Here is a 21,211-nt window from a genome sequence, read left to right on the forward strand (position 1 = left end):
ATCTTGAACACGAATATAGTATGCATAAAAATCCAATATAGATGAAAAAGAAGTTTAGTATTATTTTCACTTTCCTTGTAAGTGTTCTAAGCCCTATGTTAGTCCTAGCTCAACAAGGAACCAAAATTAATCGGGAAAATGTCGTTAAAAGGCACAATGTCTCCAATCATACCATGGATACATTAGCTTCGCTCACAGTCGGTAATGGGACCTTTGCCTATACGGTCGATGCTACAGGAATGCAGTCTTTTCCCATTTATTATAAAAATGGGGTTTCCTTGGGAACACAGTCCGAGTGGGGATGGGATTCTTTCCCCAATACAAAGAACTATAAATTCGAAGAAACATTAAAATCCTACGACTTTAACAGCGAAGGGCGGAACGCGCAATATAGTATCCAATTGAAAGAACCGGAACGCAATGCAGAAGCTGTAAACTATTTTAGGGAAAATAAACACCGTCTGCAATTGGGTAATGTGGGCTTGGAACTTTATTTGAAAAACGGGCAACGGGCAACTGCACAACATATCCAGGCTATTCGACAGGAGCTGAACCTTTGGACGGGTATTATCACAAGTGAATTTCAAATTGAAGGAGAACCTGTCTCTGTAAAAACGACATCGTATCAAAGCAGTGACCGCGTTGCAGTACATGTCGCTTCACCATTGATTGCACAGCAAAGACTGAAAATATTTGTACACTATCCTTACCCAAGCGGAAAATTTTTGGATGAAGGTACCAACTATGATCAGGTGAATGATCATAAAACAACGATCGTAGCTCAATCTGCACATGTTGCAGTAATAAATCATCAGTTGCAGGGAGCCAGTTACTTTACACAATTGAATTACTCACAGGGAACTTTAAAAAATACGGCTTCACACTATTTTGTGTACCAACCGGCTGCTACGCTTGGAGAATTTGATTTTTCATTTGCATTTGCGCCCACAAACAATTTTGATAAAAAGAGCGTAGGATATATTGATGCGGTAGGTGAAAGTGTAAGGTCCTGGAAGCATTTTTGGGAAAGTGGTGCTGCGGTTGACTTTGCGGGTAGCACAGATCCGAGAGCCAATGAGTTGGAAAGAAGAGTTGTACTCTCTCAATATCTGACAAAAGTACAATGCGGAGGAAGTAATCCGCCTCAAGAAACAGGCCTCACTTTTAATAGTTGGTATGGAAAGCCACACACGGAAATGCATTGGTGGCATGCTGTGCATTTTGCATTATGGGGACGTCCTGAAATCATGGAAAAAACATTGGATTATTATTTTAGAACCTTTGAAAAAGCGAGAGAACTCGCAAAACGACAGGGCTATCAAGGGGTTAGATGGATCAAAATGTCCGATAACGAAGGGAATGAAAGCCCCTCATCGGTAGCTGCATTTTTAGTTTGGCAACAGCCACATATTATCTATATGACCGAATTGGCCTATCGGGACAAAAAGGATCTCGCTGTCCTAAAAAAATATAAGGATCTCGTATTTGCCACAGCTGATTTCATGGCCGACTTTGCAGATTATGATCAGGAAACGGGTCGCTATAATGTAGGCAAGGGAGTTATTCCTGCACAAGAAGTTTTCAAAGCTTCCGAGACGATGAACCCGACGTATGAGGTCGCCTATTGGGATTGGGCACTTCGTATAGCGCAACAATGGAAGGAGCGTCTGGGAGAACTAAGAGTGACCAAATGGGATCAAGTTATTGAAAAACTGGCCCCCTTACCAAGTAAGGACAACGTCTACTTGGCTACTGAAACTGCTCCCGATTCTTATACGTACGATCGTTGGATGACGGACCATCCCGCGGTACTCGGTGCATTAGGGATGGTTCCTGAATCACCGAAGCTAAATAAAACGGTGATGAAAAACACACTGGATGTCGTTTGGGAGAAATGGCATTGGGAAAAGACCTGGGGGTGGGATTTTCCCATGACGGCCATGAATGCTGCTCGTCTGAATCTTCCCAATAAAGCGCTGGATGCATTATTTATGAATGTCCAAACCAATACCTATCTCAAAAATGGACATAATTATCAAGATGGACGCCTGCGGATCTATTTACCAGGTAATGGTGGGGTGCTCGCGACCGTAGCGATGATGCTTGAAGGATGGGACGCTTCCAACAGTGATTTACCAGGGTTCCCAAAAGATGGCTCATGGGTTATAAAGAAAGAAGGATTTAAAAAAATGCCCTAATATGATGAAGAAAATAATATTACTATTGCTTTTGGGTTGTGGAACAGTATCGACGAAGGCTCAGGAGTTGCCCGTTAAGTCAACGATCGTACGTTCTTTAAGCAGTGTAACCATAACTTGTACAATCTTAAATATACACCTTCGTCCGAAACAAAAGAGGAATATTAAACTGTTCATTGAAAAACAGTAGTATGGTGTAGAATAATGAAATCGGACAGACTCTATACTATTGCAATAAATAATTTAGCTTACTACGTTGGAGAATGTATCCGTGAAAATGATGCTAAGGCGACAGGTCCTTTTATTATGGGCTGTGTAGAGGCTGGGTTTTGAAAAGCGAGTTTTAAGTATTTTTTCTAAATATTTATAAACAAATCGTTAATTTTATAATTAATAAAATCTAACAATGACCAATTCCGTAAATCAATTTTTAAAAACTTTAGAAATTAGCGATTTTTCTGCCACACCTAAGTATTTGCAATTGGCAAATACAATTATCGATGCTGTTAAAAATGAAACATTGGTCAGAGATGATATGCTCCCTTCTATTAATGAGCTCAGTGCATATCTGGAAATATCACGTGACACTGTAGAAAAAGCATACCGCTATCTTAAGAAAAATGAAATTATAGCATCTAATCCCGGAAAGGGGTATTATGTAAATAAAACGGATGTAGAATCCAAACTTAAGATAGCACTCTTTCTAAATAAACTAAGTGCCCATAAAAAGATAGTATACGATTCCTTTGCAAAAGAGCTGAGTGATTATGCCAACTTGGATCTATTTGTATACAATTCAGACCTATCGTATCTGAATACATTGTTGGGAAGCTTAACGAAAACATATGACCACTATGTTTTATTCCCCCATTTCAAAGAGGGAAGGGACAAAGCGCCGGATATCATTCGTAAGATTCCGGCAGAGAAACTAATGTTATTGGGTAAGTTTATCGAAGATGTGCCCGGAGATTTTCCTGCAGTCTACGAAAATTACGAACATGATATTTACTCCGCATTGGAGGAAGCTAATGAAGTGCTGAGTAAGTACAAAAACTTAAAACTTGTATTTCCTGACTATAGTGATTTTCCAAAAGCTATTATTAAGGGCTTTTATAAGTTTTGTCAACAATATGCTTTTGAACACGAGCTCGTATCCGACATTGATGAAGAGAAAGTAGAGAAAGGAACATGTTACATTAATATTATTGAAGATGATCTGGTGAAATTGTTGAACAAGGTTATTCAGAAAAAACTGGTTATAGGAAAAGATGTTGGTATCATTTCCTATAATGAAACTCCATTGAAAAAGTTTATCCTGAATGGTATTACAACAATATCAACTGATTTTGAAATGATGGGGCGATTGGCTGCCGAATTGATCAGAAGTAAATCAAAGGATCGTGTTGAAGTCCCATTCTATTTAAAGCTTAGGCCTTCTGTATAGACAAAAAAAACAGGCTAATCGTGCTGATTAGCCTGTTTTTTTTGATAAATATTTTCTAGCTCTTTGCGTATTATGATGCAATAATCAAAAAAGCAGCTAGTTGATTTTTATTTCTTTAACGTCTTCACAGGGAACAAATCAATAACACCTTTTGCAACCTTGCTGATGTTATTAATTGCTTTTTCTGGATTGTCAACATCGCCAGAACCACGTGCCTGCCAGATCACTGCGTTTGTTTTACGATCGATGGCTTCGATAATCAAATGGCCATAACGATAGCGTTCTTTTGCAACTGGGTAATAACCGCCGCCATAGTAATATGGTGAAAACCATGGACGGTACCAGCCCCAGGGGCCCCCCCAGCCGTAATAACCGCCGCCACCATAGACCAAACGGCTTTTATTGTTGACAATGGTAATATACCGAAATAGTAAATCAGGATTATCTTTAGAATATTGTAGGCCCTTTGCCTCCAGCGCGGTATTCGCGGCATCCAGGATATTGGCTTTGGCGATATCGTTGTCAAAATAAGACTTCGAAAGCGAGTCTACCGGAGGTAACCAGGCATAGGTCTTGAAAGGAGTAAAATCCATCTTTTCTACCCGAGTGGTATTGTATTGATAAGACGAACATGATGCGAGTGCGACGCAAAGCACCAAAAATAATAGAATCTTTTTCATCGTAGTAATTTATTTATCAACTGTGATGAATCTACCATGAGTATTTTGTCGCTGCATTGGACAACCACACTCATGATGGTTCATGGCCTATATGGAACTTATATTTATTTAACTAATTTGTTTTTATTTTTTATCCGCATACCTTTCAATTGTAAAAATAGTACAGTTGACGGTCTTCATGGCAATTGTTTTTTACCGTCCGGGATGCGATCATCCTTTTTGATTTTACAATCTATTACTTTAGACAAAAAACTATAAATATGGTTTAATCCGAATTGTAAAATTAATAAGGATATTTTGCCACCAACGGAATCTGCCTTCCTGGACCAAAAGCTTTTGGACTAACACGCAGGATAGGCGGAGCTTGAAAACGTTTGAATTCCGCATTATTAACCAATTTACAAACCCTTTCTACTAACGATTTTTCAAAGCCCATTGCTACAACCTCAGATCCTGCTTTCTCATTTTCGATGAGTTCAAAGAGGATTTGATCTAATAGATCGTATTCCGGTAGAGAGTCCGAATCTTTTTGATCTGGTCGAAGTTCCGCAGAAGGCGCTTTTTCAATGGTATTGACTGGAATGATCTCCCTTTCTCGATTGATATAGCGCGCTAAATCGTAGGCTTTGGACTTGTAAACATCACCGATTACAGAGATGGAACCTGCCATATCACCATAGAGTGTACCATATCCCACAGCAGCCTCACTTTTGTTGGATGTATTGAGTAAAATATTGCCGAATTTATTGGAAGCAGCCATCAAAATTACCGCACGTGCGCGCGCTTGAATATTCTCTTCAGTTGTATCTGGCTGCAGCCCTTCAAAAAGAGGAGCTAAACTATGTTCGAAGGCATTGGCAATATCTTTGATCGGAACGATATAATGTTTGCAACCGGTATTGTTGACGAGATCCATCGCATCTTTTATCGAATGGTCGGAAGAGTAGACCGATGGCATCAGTATGGCTAATACATTATCGGCACCCAGAGCCTCGCAGGCCAAAGCCGCAACTAAGGCCGAATCTAGCCCGCCGGACAGACCTAAAACCGCCTTCTTGAAACCAGATTTTTGAAAATAATCACGTAGCCCAAGGATCAATGCATCATGTATAAGAGCCATCTCAGCTATAGACTCTTTCGAAGAAGCTGTGGTGGAGGTGATATTTTGTTGATAATAGGTGACAAATTGAAGATCTTCTTCAAAGCTTTTTAGTTCAGCAATTTTTGTTCCTTCATTATTCAGGGCGATTGAGCGGCCGTCAAAGATAATATCCATGTGAGCGCCAATTTGATTGACATAAATTAGCGGTCTGCCAGACTTTGTTACCTGTTGGCTGAGGACCTTGATCCGTTCATCAAAATGGGTATAGGAAAAAGGGGATGCCGCAATGTTGATGAGGAGGTCTGGATTTTCTTTTCTCAGCTCTGCCATGGGGTCACCAACGTAAGAATTGCCCCCTTCGTCATCATCCCACAAATCTTCACATATGGTTAAGGCAATTTTTACGCCGTTCAACTCGATACAATCAAAACGTCTGCTGGGTTCAAAATAACGATATTCATCAAATACATCATAATCGGGCAAAAGGCCTTTTTTTACAATGTTTCGGACTGCCCCATGCTCAATAAATACAGCGGTATTATAAAGCTCTTTGCCCTCAGGATCACTGTTTTTGACGGGTGCTCCGATGATACAGGCGATATCCTGACAATGAGCAGCGATTTGATGAATAGCTTCATCACATTGATGTTTAAAAGCCTTACTTCGCAAAAGATCCTTGGCAGGATAACCACCAATCGCGAGTTCGGCAAAAATAATAAGATCGGCTGTTGCTTCTTTGGCCTGCTGGATCGCGCTAATTATTTTTTTAGTATTTGCTTCAAAATTACCGATATGGTAATTCAATTGTGCTAAAGCTATTTTCATATGCTATTAATCGTCTAACTAAATAAGATACCAATTGATGTCGGATCTTCTCACAAATTTATTTCTTTTTTTTGATACTCAGCCCGCACTTATGCGAATAAAAGCGCTAAATTATCTTCCGATCAATTGAAGGACATCGTATTACCAGCTATGGCCTGTAAGTGGAATGAATGCACAGTGAGTTCATGTTGAGTCTATCTGTTGAGCTGCTATCGTTGTAGATGTATGTTTTTTACAACGCGGGACGATATTGAATGTGCTAAATTGTTTTAACATAATTTTAACAACGTTAAATGCTGTTAAATTTCTTGACATGAAAGCAGATCTGTAGTACCTTTGATATATCAAAAGAAACGAAAGATATTAAAAATAATATATAAAGAACTTTTCATAATTTAGGTTAATAATTGGTTAGGTAAAGCTCGGAGTTCCCCACTTCGAGCTTTTATTTTTTCTAGACACCTGTTTCAAGTCGTGTTTCAATTTGCTTCTTTATTTAATTAATTTAAAGTGTTGTTTATGGATCATACTATTGTCGCACAATAGCGATCTTTTTGTTACGTAAGTATAGCTTCTACCTTTTTTCTCTTTTATTTTTTTTTGCGGCAAATTAGGATCAGATAGTGATCAAATTAACTCTTTTGACAGTGCTTGTTCAGTCATCGTTCAGCGATTGTTCAGTGCTTGCTCAGTGTAGACTGAATGATCAGTGACTGATCACTGTTTAAAAAGCGATTGAAAATTGTTATTAGGTATAAGTTGATCTTAAAATATATCAATTTTAAGATCTATCTTACTTTTAAGTTTTTGGATAATTTTGCTAGCATATAAAACTATCACCCAATAAACAGATTAATCGTTGAAAACCTCCTGAACTAAAAAGCTCCTAAAATGATGTCATTTTAGGAGCTTTTATACTTTATTGCTTTAAAAGGAGCGATAATTATTTTATATCCGTTACTTCAATTACAAAATCCAATGGCGAGTTTGCCGGAATAGTTCCCACAGCCTGGTTTTGGTATCCATAAAGGGAAGGTGCCATGATATGAATTTTACTGCCCTTTTGTAGACCTTTTTCTGTTAAGCCGCCTAATTTCATGTCACCGATTTTTTGCGGAGCAAATGCGAAGGTCCAAGCAGGAATAATAGTGCTGTAAAATGGGTATTGATACCCCGTGTTTGTGATGATTTCAAATTCTTTGGCAGTATCAGTTTGATCAAATACACTTCCACTCAATAATTTTCCAACGTATTTTACAGTCGGTTTAAATTTTAAGTATTTGCCATTTAATGTGTCAACCACTTTATATTCATAGTTCCCTGTTCCTTCGGCAAGAATTTCATACCAAATTCCTGTTTCGCTGTTGTATTGTGCATCAGGGTAATTTTGGCTAACGTAATTTTTAAGTGTTACAGAATCCGTTTTAAATTGTGCATTCGCATCATAAACCGGCGCATCGTCGCTTTTGTTACAGCTGATAATAAGGAAAGCGATTGCTGCAATTCCCATGAATAGTGGTGATAACAGTTTTTTCATTATATTTTTTATTGGTTTTTCAAGGAAAAGCTATTTTCTTTATGAAAGTAGCTTTGCAAATGTATATTATTTTTTCTTCGTTAAATGTTTTCGCTATAACAATTAACATTTTGATACAGTAATTTACACTTCTGAACGTCTACTTACAAAAAAGCCATTCTCACTAGGAGAACGGCTTCGATGAATGCATTGTTTTTATTTCTTAGTTGGAAGTAGCTCTAGCAATATCTGTTACTTCAATAGTATATACAACCGGAGAGTTTTTAGGGACAGTTACATTTTCTGTACCTTTATATTCTTGATTATCATATGCGAATACCGAAGATGACACAAATCGAATCTTAGAACCTTTTTGTAGTCCTTTTGGTAGCAAGCCACCTAATTTAGCATCTTGGCCATTTTGATTAAGTGTTTGTGGCACAAATGCATAATACCAGCATATTCCAAAATTCTGTCTAATTGCCAATAGTAAATTGGAAAAATTAGCTGGAGTACCTTCTTTGCTTTTACTAAAAACAGTTCCATTTTGATCCGTAAGTTGACCAGTGTAATTTACACTGATTGATGGGTAGCCATTTTTATAATCATAAGAATCTGATTGACCTACAGCAAGAACTTCATACCAAATTCCGGAAGAATCGGATTTAACCGGATTTTGAAAATGTGTTTTGGCATATTGTTCAAGTAAGGGAGCCTGAGCTTTTCTTGTAGAATCAATTCGGATCATTTCTAATCTTTGTTTTTCTTGTTCAGCTGCCCAGTCAATGCCATCGCTTTTACTACAAGATGCGAAGATCGTTCCCAGACACAAAAACGCCATTAAAAATTTCGTGATATTTTTCATAATTTCTTAAAGTGTGTATTAATTATAAAATCCAAAACGCAGGAATGATGGCGTTCGCTACAAGTAAATGTTAAATTATTCTAAAAAAACGGCTAACTCCTTTGAGTTCAGGTATTTTTGCTGTATACTTTTTAGGCGAAATTCGCTGTCAAAACGTAGGAGAGTTGGGAAGATCATTTTTCTTCCTTGTAGCAATTGCAAAGCTAAAGGATGGTATTGTCCTGTTTTCTTTCTTTTGCTTAAGGGCCTCCATATACTTTGGTCAAAAGAAATGTCTTGGATAGATTCTGCATCTAAATGAACGGCGTAGTAGCGCTTGTTGATTAATTGGACAATCTCCTTTTTTGTAAAGATTTCCTGTTCCATTTTCCGGCAATAGCTGCACCAATCCGTATGAATAAAGAGGAGCGTTTCGCGCGGAGAAACATTCAGGAGTGAATCCAGTTGTGCAAAATCAATCCAATTTATCCGCTCCTGTCCTTGAGAACAGAGCGGATAAAAGAATAGGATCAATAGCACATATATATTTTGGAAATGCTTCATATCCCAAATCCATGTTAATGAAAATGACCAACACGAAGGCCAAATGTATAAGTTCGAGGGCGTGTTGGACCATAGATATAATCTGAATCACGTAGCGCTCCCTTGTCGAAGTCCTTCTGAAAAGCATTGAACATGTTTTGTACACCCCCAAAAATTTCGATGCTGAAATCTTTATGTATTGGAAAGGTATACCCTAAGCGGAGATTTAATTCCACGAAGTCCCGGGCATTTTTAAGGGTCATTACATCATGTTGGATATGTGGAACAATCATTTTTCCCGTGTACACGCCCGTCAGATCGATCGCAAATTGTTTGGTCGCTTTCAGGTTGCTATTCATATAACCATAGATATTTGGCGTACGGACATATTTCTTGGTGAGGATGTCCTGCCCGTCTTCTTTTCCTGTATAGATGAGTTGGTCTTTTTTATAGCGTGAGCGCTGGATCGTTCCGCCGGTTTGGAAAGAAAACCAGGAGGATGGCGCGATATTGATTTCAATATTGGAACCGTACACCCGGGCTCCTTCACCATTTTGCATTTCCTGAATAATCAATCCATCTTTTTCAGACGCCATGACGTTGACAAACTGATTGTTTAGATCCGTGTAAAATCCTTCCACGAGCAAACTTGTTTGTACATTTCCAAAATTTTTATTGTAGCTAAAAGAACCTGTATAGGCATTGGAATATTCGGTTTTCAGATTTTCACCGATCAATACAAATACTTGGTTTCCGCCAATGGAAGTGACGTGCATGTCCTCATTAAATGCCTGTGGTGCACGGAAACCACGTGCATAGCCTCCTCTAAATTGAAGGTCTTTTGTGATATCGTATAAGATGGTCAACCGTGGGCTAAAGGTGCCGAAGCGCTGATCTGAGTTTCGGTTTATACCTGCAAGACTATATTTACCGTCAACATAGGTGTAATCATATCGCGCTCCGATTAACGTTTTAAAATTACTTAAAGGCTTCCATTCGTATTGGGCATAACTGCCTAGTCCTTTGTTCTGCTGATCAATGGTTCGTTTATACCCTGGTATTTCATCCTGGGTATCGTTGTATGAAAACTCCACTCCGGCAGTAAATACATCTCTTTCAAAGTTGTAGGTATATTGTCCCCCGGCAACTAGCGCGATATCATTAGTTTTTCCATAGGCATTTGCGGCTAATGTGCTGTCCGCAAGGGTTGTTCCGCCTCCAAGACCGCCATAGTAACTGTCGCGAACAGTTTTCTGCACAGAGCCATACAACGACATTTTTTGCTTATAATCTGTGGAATAGTGATCGTATGTGATTCCGCCAACAAGCGAACTGGTTTCCAACTGCTCGGTGATCTGCGTCAGGTGCGGTACTTTATCGAGTTGATCACCACCGCGGCGAAACTCATTTACGGTACTAAAATCAACCGTTATCTTATCCAGGTCACTCGGTTTGTAAAATAGTTTTGTGCCGAACGTGGTGTTACGAAGTTTGGTTATTTCCGAAAAACCATCGCCATTGGCATCGTAAGCTTCCCGATTACGGTGCATACCGTAGAATGTGGCTCCTCTTTTGAGGTCTTCCGAAACGGTGGAGGTATTAAAATCCACTGTATTATCCCAGCTTTTGCCGCCAATGAGTGAGTTGGTGGATTTTACTTGCCAGTCGTTTTCTACAGGATCTTTTGTAATAATATTGATTGTTCCAGCGATCGCATTGGCACCAAATAATGCCGAACCACCACTGCGCACAACCTCAATACGATCGATCATACTTGTTGGAATCTGATCCAATCCATACACGCTATTTAATGCGGAAAATACCGCCCTACTGTTGATCAATATTTGTGAATAGGGGCCTTCGAGGCCATTCAGGCGGACTTGTGAAAAGCCGCAATTCTGGCAATTGTTTTCTACCCGTACACCCGGCTGATAATTCAATGTTTCCGACATGGCAACAGATTGTGTTGCATTAAATAATTTAGGCCCTATGACATTGACAACCACGGGGGCGTCCTTACGTTTGACGCCATAGCGTGTAGCCGAAACAACGACCTCATCCAAATTGAGGTTGTCTTCTTCCAGTTGAATTTGCAAAGGCAACTTCAACGTGTCTAAAGAGATGACTTTGCTGAAGGAGCGATAGCCCACTGCCGATATATTTAAGGTTACTTTTTGCGGTGGTATGGCGGATAGCTTAAAGTACCCGTTTGGATCGGATGTAGTTGCGAGCTTGCTGTTTTTTAAAGTCAGAGTACCAGAGGGAACCGCCTCATGGTTTTTGTTGAATAAGTAGCCTTCAAGTTTTGATTGGGCGTATATAGTGGATGTACCAGCCAGTAATGTGGCCAATAAAGTGTATTGCTTTAGCATCGTAATTTTATGAAAATTTTATAAATACAAGCCTCGTATAGCATGGTCTGTTCCTCGTTATGAACGGCGTTCAAGGCATTGCGTCTTATCGGAAGCAGGGTAATAGCTTGTTTCCGACAAGGTAATGTATGCCAATGAGCTCACTGAAACCATAGTAACAGTATTCAGCGAAAGTTCGCTATTGTAACAGGGACAACTCTCAAAGTAGAGGCAAATAAAAATGGGATCAAAGATGATATCTCGATAGCGGTATTTCATGCTGTCGTTCTGGAGCCAAGCGATTTAGCACATACGTAATCTCTTACTTGTTTGCACCAAGTTCGTTTGATCGTTATGGAACCATGGACAGGCCCTCGAAATCTTTGATTTTTGGTTTATGCTAAGCTGGGGGGACCACGTAAGTGGTAATGATCGATCGTTGTGGTAATCGCCTCCGGACAAAATGAATTATAATGCTCTTCTTTTACTTCACGCGGAATAGGAAGTTCAAGGACGGTAAATTCGGTTTGTACGTAGGTATTGTGATAGATGACATTGAGGTATTCGATTTGGTCATCTGTTTCTTGCGGCTTTTGTTTTTTGGTAAAATCATAAGGGTGGGTGTGCATGACAATTTCACCGGTTGATTTTACCTCTTTGTGCATAAAAACAACACCCGAAATAATAATCAGCGACATTAATACCAATTGGCAAAATGCGATAAGCTGACGTGGGGATTTTGTTGTTTTTCGGTACATAAAAAAGCGCTACTTTTTAGGGTAACGCTTCAAAAATACGATTTTATTTTGTGAGTATTCGTGATCTACTCATTAAAAAAATATGAAATATCGATATACTAAGCTTACAGTGCTTCCTGATTATTTAATCAGATGATTGTTGTCGTCTGGAAATACAACGGAAGGTTTAAACTGCTTAGCTTCTTCAAAGTCCATGTTCGCGTAGGAAATAATGATGACGATATCGCCAACTTGAACCAGGCGAGCCGCAGCACCATTCAAACAGATAATACCTGATCCACGTTGACCTGGGATGACGTATGTTTCAAGACGGGCTCCATTATTGTTGTTTACGATTTGAACTTTCTCGTTAGCGATGATATTTGCGGCATCCATCAAATCTTCATCTATTGTGATACTACCCACATAATTCAATTCCGCTTGTGTGACTTTAACGCGGTGAATCTTGGATTTCATTACTTCTATTACCATGGCGCAAAGGTAGGGCTTTCTGCTGAATTTGAAAGATTTGTCAATTAATTTGACAAATTATTCAGAATCATATTATCAATCAAACGGACACCTTCAACCCAGGCAGTGACAAGTGCGACATGCTGCTTGCTGAAATCGATGTGGTTGACTTCTTTTAACGTTGAACTTTCACATAGCGCAAAGTATTCAACGCTAAGCCCATCGGTGTCTGTTAAAATCTGCAGAGCTTTGTCTTTTATTTCCGCTAGCGGGATAGGGTCATGTATATGATCTTTTACATATTGCAGGGAGCGGGAGAGTGCCAAAGCTGTTCTTTTTCCAGCTTCACTTAAGCGCGCGTTTCTAGAGCTCAGTGCTAGGCCGTCTTGATCTCTAATGATAGGACATATCGCCAATTGGATCGCGAGATCCTTCATGGCTATCATGCGCTTGATGACCATGACCTGCTGAAAATCTTTCTGCCCGAAACACGCAATATCCGGTTGTACCAATGTAAATAATTTATAGACCACCTGGGTGACACCTTGGAAATGGCCAGGGCGTTTTTCACCTTCCCAAATTTGGTCCAGTTCGCCAAGATCGAGATGCCAGGCCTCATTTTTATCGGGGTACATCTCATCAACACTTGGTAAGAAAAGGATGTCGCAATCGACGGATTCCAGTAATCTGATATCGTTTTCGATGGGCCGTGGATATTTTTCGAGATCTTTCGGATCGTTAAATTGTGTGGGGTTAACAAAAATGCTGCAAACACGAATATCACTGATTGGTTTTGCATAATTTAATAAGGATAAATGTCCTTCATGTAAAGCGCCCATCGTAGGGATTAGGGCGATTTTTTGACCTGTTGATCGGGCTTCTTGCAGGTATGCTTGGAGAGATGCTTTCGTTTTGAAAATTTCCACTTTGCTATTTAGTTTTTTGTTGGCAAAGGTGCATAATATTTTGGGAATATAAAACGATGATTAATAGTAAATTGCATAGTAAGTATTTTTTTCGTACCTTTGTAGACCGATTTTACTGTTCGAAAATAATAAATAAAAATAACTGGAGATGGCAAAAACGAAGATATTGTTTATTACTCACGAGATGTCGCCTTTCCTCGAATTAACTAAAATTTCTGAAATTACACGTCAACTTCCGCAAGCGATGCAAGAAAAGGGTTTTGAGATCCGGATCTTAATGCCGCGTTTTGGGAATATCAATGAGCGTAGAAATAGATTACATGAGGTTATTCGTCTTTCAGGCTTGAACATTGTTGTGGATAATAATGATAATCCGCTAATTATTAAAGTTGCTTCATTACCTGCGGCCCGTATGCAGGTGTATTTCTTGGATAATGAAGACTACTTTCAGCGTAAAAAAGTTTTTAGTGATGAGCATGGCGAATTCTTTGCAGACAATAATGAGCGTTCGGTGTTCTTCTGTAAAGGAGCGTTGGAAACTGTGAAGAAATTAGGATGGTCCCCTGATGTAGTACACTGTCATGGATGGTTCTCTGCTTTGGTACCGGCTTACGTGAAGACAACTTATAAAGACGATCCTACATTCAAGGATGCAAAAGTGATGTACTCTTTGTTCAATGAAGAATTTAAAGGTACATTAGGTACGAAGTATGCTGAAATGGCGCCAGAAGGTTCCTTTAAAGCCGCAGATGCGCAGGTGTACGGTGATGGTAGTTATGAGGCGATCTACAAAGGTGCTTTGCATTTTACCGATATGGTGGTTGTCGCTGACGAAAATGTCAACACTGAAATAGTTGATTTTGCTCGCTCAAAGGATATTCAGGTTTTTGAGCCTAATGGCGATCAGGACTACGATGCTTTTGGAGAAGTATATGATCAGTTTGCGCCTGAAGAAGTAGAAGCGTAAGCTTTACTTTTCGAAGCGTTTCGAAAAACAAACAGACAATAATATAAAAAAAGGCTATTCTCAAGGATAGCCTTTTTTTATGCGTCTCTTTTTTCATCCGGTCGAACCGTTATTGCAATGATTTTCGGTGCGCTACCTGTTAGAAACCTTTTGTCGCGATAAATATAGCTGCGAATTGTTATCTTCGCAATAATCTGTCATTGTTTTTAGCTATTCATACCAGGAGATCTCCGCGAAGATAAATTGGGTGTGATCTATACCTCATAGGTTAGGTTATCAAATAGCATACATAGGCTGTATTATATTGTATTTAAATCGGGTGTTTGGGCATGTTTCTAGGATATGAACAGACACCATAGCTATAATCGTGTAATGAAAATTAAGGTAGGATTTGGATTTGATGTCCATCAGATGAAAGAAGGTCATCCATTTATTGTTGGTGGGGTGCAATTGGAGCATCATGCTGGTGCCTTTGGGCATTCTGATGCCGATGTGTTGGTCCATGCGATATGTGATGCCATTTTGGGCGCCGCCAATTTAGAAGATATTGGCTATCACTTTCCAAATACAGATATGCGCTGGAAAGGCATTAGTAGTTTATTATTGTTAAAAGAATGTATGGCGCTGATTGCTGCGAAAGGATACACGCTTGGCAATATTGATGCGATGCTGTGTCTGGAAGCTCCTAAGATCAAACCCTATATCCCACAAATGAAAGTTAAACTGGCTGAAGCAACGGGTTTGGATATCGACGACATCTCTATTAAAGCAACAACAAATGAAACGATGGGATTTATCGGTCGTCAGGAAGGGGTGGTTGCCTATGCGGTTTGTTTGATTGAACGCGCGTAGTTCGCTTCAATATTTTCACGTTTAAATTCTTGCTTTTGGCCCAATTAGTAATACCTTTGCCAAAGTAGGGATTCTTGGCACACTATCTGATAGAGTGAGCATTAATGTCTTAATTGAAGTCTTTAAAGATCGAAATAATGCAGTATCCAAGTTTGCAAAACACAACTGTGGCTGGAAAAATGGACTATGCATTGCGGTCTTTAAAATGAATAATATTTACGTCTGAAATTTAGTAAATAGATGAAACGAGTATCAAAAAAAAATCAACTTACTGAGGCTGATGTCAAGCGGTATACGTTCAATTTTTGGAAAATTATCGTCGGGATCGTCGCGATAGGTTTCCTCTTTATATTGAGTATACGTCTTGGCGTATTTGGAAAGTTACCCTCCTTCAGTGATTTGGAAAACCCCAAAAGTAATTTAGCTTCCGAAGTTATCACGGAAGATCATAAGGTATTGGGAACTTATTATGTCCAAAACCGCTCCAATGTAAAGTATAGCGAATTGTCTCCTTATTTGGTCAAAGCATTGGTTTCGACAGAGGATAAACGCTTTTATGATCACTCTGGGATAGACTACTCACGTACATTTACAGTTATCTTTCACACGCTGACCGGTAACAAACAGGGGGGAAGTACAATTACACAGCAGTTGGCACTTAATCTATTTTCGGATGGACGGCAGAAGAATTTTCTAAAGCGTGTCATCCAGAAATTTCAGGAATGGATTACAGCGGTTCGCTTGGAAAGAAATTATACCAAAGATGAGATTATTACCATGTATTTTAACACGGTAGACTTTGGTGCTTACAATACATACGGAATCAAATCCGCTGCGCGGACTTATTTCAATACGACTCCGGATAAACTGACAGCAGACCAAGCAGCCCTTTTGGTGGGAATGCTTAAAGGTCCAGGAGCCTATTCTCCGGTGCGGTATCCCGAAAAATCACGTACTCGCCGTAATACGGTGTTGAATAATATGGTTGCCGAAAATTTTATTTCGGCTGAGGAGGCTACAAAAGCGAAAGAAAAACCACTTGGTTTAGAACTTAAGATCGCAAATTACGGTGAGGGTTTGGCGCCATATTTTAGAGCGGTATTAAAGGATGAAATCAAAAAGGAATTTGCAAAATTGTCCATCACCAAACCGGATGGCACACCTTATGACCTCGATCGTGATGGATTGAAAATCTATACGACGATCAATATGTCTATGCAGCAATATGCAGAGGATTCGCAAAAAGAGTGGATGAAGCAACTGCAGTCTAAATTTGCTGCCCAATGGAAAAATAGGGATCCTTTTAAAGGCGAGAAAGCCAAGCTGCTTATTAGCGGAATGAAGCGCTCTGATCGTTACCGTATTTTGAAAGAAGAGGGCTTGAATGAAGACGAGATCAAAAAGGCCTTCAATGTAAAGGTTCCGATGAATATATTTACATGGAAGGGAAGTGTTGATACGATGATGACGCCAATGGACTCTATTAAGTATAATAAACTTATGTTGCGCAATGCGATGATGTCTATGGAGCCGAAGACCGGACATATCAAAGCCTGGGTTGGAGGTATTGACTTTGACCACTTCAAATATGATCAGGTAAAAATGGGTACGCGTCAAGTCGGATCAACGGCGAAACCATTTACGTATGCGGTGGCGATTGACAATGGTTATTCACCATGTTACAGTATTCCCAATTACCAACAAACTTATAACGGATGGACACCAAGAGGAAATGCACAAGGTGGAAACCCAATTACCTTAGCGAAAGCATTGGCTTATTCGCAAAACTATGCGACGGCCTATCTGGTGCACGAAGTTGGCGCTGCGGAAGTAGCTGCATTGACAAAACGGATGGGTATAACAAGTGACGTGCCTAATTATCCATCGATCTCATTAGGGGCTTATGAAGCGTCAGTCTTTGATATGGTGGGTGCTTATTCGGCATTTGTGAATCAAGGAACTTGGATTGAGCCAACAGCGATCTTACGGATTGAAGATAAAAATGGTACACCGATCTATGATAAAGCACCAAAGGTCGTAAAAGCCTTAAATAGTGAATCCGCTTATATTATTGTTGATATGTTGAAAAAGGTGGTATCCCAGGGTACGGCGAGACGTATTCAATGGATGTATAAGCTCACAAATCCAATTGGCGGTAAAACAGGTACAACCAACGATAACTCTGATGCCTGGTTTATTGGCATTACACCGGAACTGGTTACGGGTGTTTGGACTGGTGCAGAAGATCGAGGCATTAGTTTCGACAGGATGGAGTACGGACAGGGGGCTGCAGCAGCGATGCCAGTATTCGCTTACTACATGCAGAAAGTGTATAAAGATTCAAATTTGAAGTATACCAAAGGTGATTTTGAGCAACCTCAGGGAGGGCTTACCCGTGTCATTGACTGTAATCAGTATTGGGGCGGTGGTGGCTCTGATGTCGAAGATGGGTCTACGGATTCAAGTGGCAAAGATGCGACTAAACTAAAAGATGATCGCTTAGGTTTCTAAGTTATTTTAACGAATACCATTGGGCCAGACAATAAATTTTTTCGAGATTTGTTGTCTGGCTTTTTTGCTGAAGGTGTTTGATATTGGAACATAATGGACGTATTTGACTATAGAGAAGAATTAAAGAAGATACCGCATCGACCGGGAGTCTATCAGTATTTTGATAAAAATAACGAACTGATCTATATCGGTAAAGCGAAGGATTTGCGTAACCGGGTCGGTTCGTATTTCGTTAATGAAAATCAGCTGAATGGCAAAACCCGTGTTTTGGTTCGGAAGATCAACCGTATATCTTTTACTATCGTTGACACGGAGATTGATGCGTGGTTGCTTGAGAATTCATTGATCAAAAAACACAAGCCCAAGTATAATGTTCTGTTGAAGGATGATAAAACCTATCCATGGATTGTCATCAAGAACGAACCTTTTCCGCGGGTTTTTTGGACCCGACAATATATCAAGGATGGATCCCGTTATTATGGGCCCTATCCTTCGGTGGGGATGATGCATATTGTATTGGATCTGATCCGTGAATTGTTTCCCCTCCGTACCTGCAATTTGGCCCTAACACAGGAAAATATACGGAAAGGCAAGTTTAAGATCTGTCTCGAATATCAAATTGGAAATTGTAAGGGGCCCTGTGAAGGGTATCAGTCCGAAGACGACTATGATCAGAACCTGAGTGATATCAAGGATATTCTGAACGGAAAGATTGCTGTGGTGACCAATCGTTTAAAGGAGAGTATTGCTACCGCAGCAGCAGCTCTGGATTTTGAAAGAGCGCAGTTAATTAAGGCGAAGCTGGATAAGCTGGACAATTACCAAAGCAAGTCTACAGTGGTTAACTCATCCATTACAAATGTGGATGTATTTAGTATTGCTTCAGACGAGGGCTACGCTTTTGTCAATTACCTGAAAGTCATGAATGGTGTTATTATTCAGACACAGACGCTCGAAATGAAGCGGCGTTTGGATGAGAGTGAACAGGAACTTTTGGCCTTGGCCATACCGGAGATTCGGGAACGCTTCAAAAGCCTTTCGCGAGAAATTATCGTACCCTTTGAATTAGATATTGAAGAGAACGAACGGATTCGATTTACGATTCCGAAGCTGGGCGAAAAGAAAAAATTGCTGGAGCTGTCTCAAAAGAACGTGGCATTTTTTAGAAAAGAGCGTCTGTTGCAATATGAAAAGCTTAATCCTGATATTCGGACCGAGCGCATCTTAAAACAGATGCAAAAAGATCTTCGCATGAATGTGCTCCCTCAGCATATCGAATGTTTTGATAACTCGAATATTCAGGGGAATTATCCTGTATCGGCTATTGTTGTCTTTAAGGATGCAAAACCTTCGAAGAAAGATTACCGTCACTTTAATGTGAAAACAGTTGAGGGACCCAACGATTTTGCCACGATGGAGGAAGCTGTTTTTAGACGCTATAGGCGATTATTGGATGAGGATCAGCCTTTGCCGCAATTGATCATTATCGATGGCGGAAAAGGGCAGCTAGGCGCAGCCTTAAAGAGCCTGCGCTTGCTGGGGATAGAGCGAAAAGTAACCGTCATCGGTATTGCCAAAAGACTGGAGGAGCTATTCTATCCAGGTGATCAATATCCACTTTATTTAGATAAAAAATCTGAAACCCTCAAGGTCATTCAACATCTTCGGGATGAGGCACACCGCTTCGGAATCACTTTCCACAGGAATCAACGGAGCCGGAAGACCTTCGTTTCAGAGCTGGAAAACGTTCCGGGCATAGGTAAAACAACCGTTGAGAAAGTATTAACTGAATTTAAATCGGTGAAAAAAGCGAAGGAAGCCTCAGATGAAGAGCTAAAAAAAGTGCTTAATCTGAAACAGATTAAAGCACTTCGTGAATATTTTGCAAAGTAAAAATTTACAAGAAGAACAATTCGTGTAGGGGAGGTCGGTATAAAAAGATCTCCGTACGAACTCTTCAATGCGGATTAATCGTCGTACCCGAAACGTTTAAGGTAGTTCTTTTTACTTCTCCAGTCAGGAATTACCTTAACAAAAAGCTCGAGAAATACTTTTCCGTCGATAAACTCTTCAATATCCTGGCGCGCATAGGTGCCGACTTTTTTGATCATGGCTCCTGCTTTTCCAATGATAATGTTTTTTTGAGAGTCGCGCTCAACAATAATTTCGGCAGCAATACGTGTGATATTTGCTTCTTCTTTGTAAGATGTAACGATTACTTCTGTACTGTAGGGAATCTCTTTATCGTATAGTTTGAATACTTTTTCACGAATCATCTCAGAGACAAAAAAACGCATGGATTTATCCGTTAACTCATCCTTTTCATAATAGGCTTCGTGAATAGGTAATTTATCCTTAATGTAGTGCATCACGGCAGCAACATTATGATTTAATTTTGCTGAAATCGCAAAAACGGTATCCGGATTTAATTTTTCCTGCCAAAATTCAATCTTAGCCTTGACCTCTTCTTCCGAAGATTTATCAATTTTGTTGATAAGCACGGCAACAGGGGAATTTGTTTTACGCAATTTCTCCAGGACATCGTTCTCATCGTATTTTTCGTGGATATCTGTCACAAATAAAATAATGTCTGCATCGATCAACGATCCTTGGACAAAATTCATCATCGATTCTTGCAAAGAATAGTTTGGTTTGATAACACCAGGGGTGTCCGAAAACACAATTTGATGGTCTTCATCGTTTACAATACCGATAATGCGGTGTCTTGTCGTTTGCGCTTTGGGTGTAATGATAGACATTTTTTCACCCACTAAAGCGTTCATTAGGGTGGACTTACCAGCATTTGGCTTTCCGATGATACTTACGAATCCTGCTTTATGTGACATTTTTCTAAATTTTATTAGGATTACAAAGAAACAAAATATATCTTTGTACTCCAATTCGGAAGGATCATAATCTTGTTTTTTCAAAAGAAAAAAGCAATTTTGTTCAAAAATATATTGCGGGGTGGAGCAGTTGGTAGCTCGTCGGGCTCATAACCCGAAGGTCACTAGTTCGAGTCTGGTCCCCGCTACTAAAGAAAGAGCCGATTGCAATGATCGGTTCTTTTAAAGAAATTTAAAATACATTGCGGGGTGGAGCAGTTGGTAGCTCGTCGGGCTCATAACCCGAAGGTCACTAGTTCGAGTCTGGTCCCCGCTACTAAAAGAAAAAAGCCGAGGTGAATATCTTGGCTTTTTTTGTGTCCTAATTTACGCTATAATACCGCCTGTTTTTCAGGATC

17 protein-coding genes and 2 tRNA genes are annotated in these 21,211 nt (G+C 39.8%); 9 read left to right on the forward strand and 10 right to left on the reverse strand.

Features of this window, described 5'->3' with window-relative positions; genetic code table 11:
* Positions 1–41: 41 nt before the first annotated feature.
* The 3 genes from B4N43_RS10590 to B4N43_RS10600 all read left to right on the forward strand — a co-directional run bounded on the left by B4N43_RS10590 (position 42) and on the right by B4N43_RS10600 (position 3,642).
* Entirely contained in the window at positions 42–2,198 is a 2,157-nt protein-coding gene (locus B4N43_RS10590; RefSeq protein ID WP_088163063.1) for a hypothetical protein, read from the forward strand.
* 1 nt (position 2,199) lies between these two features.
* Positions 2,200–2,388, forward strand: coding sequence for a hypothetical protein (locus B4N43_RS10595; protein WP_088163062.1), 189 nt, complete (start codon positions 2,200–2,202; stop codon positions 2,386–2,388).
* Between the two features lie 216 nt (positions 2,389–2,604).
* A complete protein-coding gene (locus B4N43_RS10600; protein WP_088163061.1) occupies positions 2,605–3,642 on the forward strand; it encodes a GntR family transcriptional regulator in 1,038 nt (345 codons plus the stop codon).
* Between the two features lie 107 nt (positions 3,643–3,749).
* On the opposite strand, the gene B4N43_RS10605 is transcribed toward B4N43_RS10600, so the two are convergent.
* The 9 genes from B4N43_RS10605 to panC all read right to left on the reverse strand — a co-directional run bounded on the left by B4N43_RS10605 (position 3,750) and on the right by panC (position 13,637).
* The gene (locus tag B4N43_RS10605) at positions 3,750–4,322 is read right to left on the reverse strand and encodes a DUF4136 domain-containing protein (RefSeq protein WP_075994305.1); all 573 of its coding nucleotides are present in this window, start codon (positions 4,320–4,322) and stop codon (positions 3,750–3,752) included.
* Positions 4,323–4,605: 283 nt separating this feature from the next.
* On the reverse strand, positions 4,606–6,249 hold the full coding sequence (locus B4N43_RS10610) for an NAD+ synthase (RefSeq protein WP_286734585.1): 1,644 nt from the start codon (positions 6,247–6,249) through the stop codon (positions 4,606–4,608).
* A gap of 943 nt (positions 6,250–7,192) precedes the next feature.
* Complete coding sequence (locus tag B4N43_RS10615; protein ID WP_088163059.1) at positions 7,193–7,786, reverse strand: FKBP-type peptidyl-prolyl cis-trans isomerase; 594 nt, start codon at positions 7,784–7,786, stop codon at positions 7,193–7,195.
* A gap of 202 nt (positions 7,787–7,988) precedes the next feature.
* On the reverse strand, positions 7,989–8,630 hold the full coding sequence (locus tag B4N43_RS10620) for an FKBP-type peptidyl-prolyl cis-trans isomerase (protein WP_070570120.1): 642 nt from the start codon (positions 8,628–8,630) through the stop codon (positions 7,989–7,991).
* 75 nt (positions 8,631–8,705) lie between these two features.
* Positions 8,706–9,173, reverse strand: coding sequence for a thioredoxin family protein (locus tag B4N43_RS10625; RefSeq protein ID WP_286734588.1), 468 nt, complete (start codon positions 9,171–9,173; stop codon positions 8,706–8,708).
* A 14-nt stretch (positions 9,174–9,187) separates the two neighbouring features.
* Positions 9,188–11,524, reverse strand: a complete 2,337-nt coding sequence (locus tag B4N43_RS10630; protein WP_286734590.1) for a TonB-dependent receptor — start codon at positions 11,522–11,524, stop codon at positions 9,188–9,190.
* A gap of 374 nt (positions 11,525–11,898) precedes the next feature.
* Entirely contained in the window at positions 11,899–12,261 is a 363-nt protein-coding gene (locus B4N43_RS10635) for a hypothetical protein (protein ID WP_286734591.1), read from the reverse strand.
* A 120-nt stretch (positions 12,262–12,381) separates the two neighbouring features.
* Positions 12,382–12,732: an aspartate 1-decarboxylase gene (panD, locus tag B4N43_RS10640; RefSeq protein WP_070570112.1), complete on the reverse strand. Its 351-nt coding sequence runs from the start codon at positions 12,730–12,732 to the stop codon at positions 12,382–12,384.
* Between the two features lie 44 nt (positions 12,733–12,776).
* Positions 12,777–13,637: a pantoate--beta-alanine ligase gene (gene panC, locus B4N43_RS10645; RefSeq protein ID WP_201667161.1), complete on the reverse strand. Its 861-nt coding sequence runs from the start codon at positions 13,635–13,637 to the stop codon at positions 12,777–12,779.
* A 148-nt stretch (positions 13,638–13,785) separates the two neighbouring features.
* Here panC and B4N43_RS10650 point away from each other — a divergent pair, with 148 nt between their 5' ends.
* The 4 genes from B4N43_RS10650 to uvrC all read left to right on the forward strand — a co-directional run bounded on the left by B4N43_RS10650 (position 13,786) and on the right by uvrC (position 19,860).
* Positions 13,786–14,604, forward strand: coding sequence for a glycogen/starch synthase (locus tag B4N43_RS10650; protein ID WP_070570107.1), 819 nt, complete (start codon positions 13,786–13,788; stop codon positions 14,602–14,604).
* A gap of 372 nt (positions 14,605–14,976) precedes the next feature.
* Positions 14,977–15,456 (forward strand): 2-C-methyl-D-erythritol 2,4-cyclodiphosphate synthase, encoded by a 480-nt coding sequence (gene ispF / locus B4N43_RS10655; RefSeq protein ID WP_070570337.1) that lies wholly within the window; start codon positions 14,977–14,979, stop codon positions 15,454–15,456.
* A gap of 240 nt (positions 15,457–15,696) precedes the next feature.
* The gene (locus B4N43_RS10660; protein ID WP_070570105.1) at positions 15,697–17,967 is read left to right on the forward strand and encodes a penicillin-binding protein 1A; all 2,271 of its coding nucleotides are present in this window, start codon (positions 15,697–15,699) and stop codon (positions 17,965–17,967) included.
* Positions 17,968–18,060: 93 nt separating this feature from the next.
* Entirely contained in the window at positions 18,061–19,860 is a 1,800-nt protein-coding gene (uvrC, locus tag B4N43_RS10665) for an excinuclease ABC subunit UvrC (protein WP_070570103.1), read from the forward strand.
* Between the two features lie 74 nt (positions 19,861–19,934).
* Here uvrC and era read toward each other — a convergent pair whose 3' ends face one another.
* Entirely contained in the window at positions 19,935–20,813 is an 879-nt protein-coding gene (era, locus tag B4N43_RS10670) for a GTPase Era (protein ID WP_070570335.1), read from the reverse strand.
* A gap of 115 nt (positions 20,814–20,928) precedes the next feature.
* Between era and B4N43_RS10675 the strand changes: the two genes are divergently transcribed.
* Both B4N43_RS10675 and B4N43_RS10680 read left to right on the forward strand, forming a co-directional pair.
* A tRNA-Met gene (locus B4N43_RS10675) sits at positions 20,929–21,001 on the forward strand.
* Between the two features lie 55 nt (positions 21,002–21,056).
* Positions 21,057–21,129: transfer RNA gene (locus tag B4N43_RS10680), tRNA-Met, on the forward strand.
* The last annotated feature ends 82 nt before the right edge of the window (positions 21,130–21,211 follow it).

This window comes from Sphingobacterium sp. UBA1897 (assembly GCF_002337775.1).
Classification (GTDB): domain Bacteria; phylum Bacteroidota; class Bacteroidia; order Sphingobacteriales; family Sphingobacteriaceae; genus Sphingobacterium; species Sphingobacterium siyangense.